The following is a 1,198-nucleotide window of genomic DNA, read 5'->3' on the forward strand; positions in this document are numbered from 1 at the left end:
GTGGCCGCTTCCGATGCAGACGCCCATCCCCGAGCACGGTAGTTAATATCAAACACCAAAGCGCGGTCTGGACGCTTCCACTGCTTTATTGCTTCGTAAAAGGCCTGACGCGCGGACTCTGACATTAAAGAGAGCGTAATGCCCGATACATAGAGCACGCTGTAGCCAGCAAATATTTGGGACCACTCGGACACAGAGTCAGCTTGGGTAAACCACTGTTTAGCAGCAGATTGCGCGCGCCAATAGTGAAACGACCGTTCTCCGTGCTCATCGGTTTGAATAGCGTACAATCCCGGTAGGGCATACTCAAGCACGTGAACTTGCTCCAGACCCACACCCTCTTCACGCCATTGCTGCTGCAGCCACTCACTGTAAGGGTCCGAGCCTAAACCCGTTAAAAACGAGACTGGGACGCCCATACGAGCCATGTAAATGCTGGTGTTGAGCGTATCGCCCCCCATGGCGATCCGAGAATTAGGGGTACTACCGACCAAACCCTCAGGAAAGGCCAGCTCAATCATGCATTCGCCAATGGCAAGCACTTTAGACGAACCTAATTGTGCAAAATCAAACATATCTCTGCCCTACTTAGCCATTAAACCCAAGGCTTTAGGCAAAGCCTCACTGATACCGGGAATATAGGTAACCAGCAACAGCACGACCAACATTGCCGCATACATCGGCAAGAGCGGCCGAATAATATTGTGAATGCTGGTTTTAGCGACCGCGCAACTCACGAACAACACCGAGCCCACCGGCGGAGTACACAGCCCAATCGATAAATTCAATACCATAATGATGCCAAAATGCAGCGGCGTAATGCCCATCTCCACAGCCGCTGGCAAAAAGATCGGTGTAAAAATCAGTACCGCCGGCGTCATGTCCATGAAGGAACCAACCAATAGCAGCACTAAGTTGATAATCAACAAAATAATGAGCGGATTATCACTGACCGCCAGCAGAGCATCTGCGACTTGGGTCGGAATATTATTGAACGCCAAGAGCCATGACATCGCCACCGAACTTGCCACCAAAAACATGACGATTGCGGTGGTTTCAGTCGCTTTTAAAAACACCGCGAACCACTGTGTCCGAGTAATTTCCTTGTAAATAGGTCCAGCGAGGACAAAGGAATACACCACCGCAATAGCCCCAGCTTCGGTGGCAGTGAATACGCCGCCAATAATTCCGCCAATAA

At 50.7% G+C, this 1,198-nt stretch carries 2 protein-coding genes; both read right to left on the minus strand.

The annotated features are described in order from the left end of the window. Positions 1-575, minus strand: a 575-nt coding sequence (locus ACTF5Z_RS12260; protein ID WP_438985881.1) for a sugar kinase, incomplete at its 3' end; no start/stop codon positions are given. 9 nt (positions 576-584) lie between these two features. Then, on the minus strand, positions 585-1,198 hold a 614-nt coding region (locus tag ACTF5Z_RS12265), incomplete at its 5' end, for a TRAP transporter large permease subunit (protein WP_438985882.1).

It is taken from the genome of Aequoribacter sp. (genome assembly GCF_965659035.1).
In the GTDB taxonomy this organism is placed as follows: Bacteria; Pseudomonadota; Gammaproteobacteria; order Pseudomonadales; family Halieaceae; genus Aequoribacter.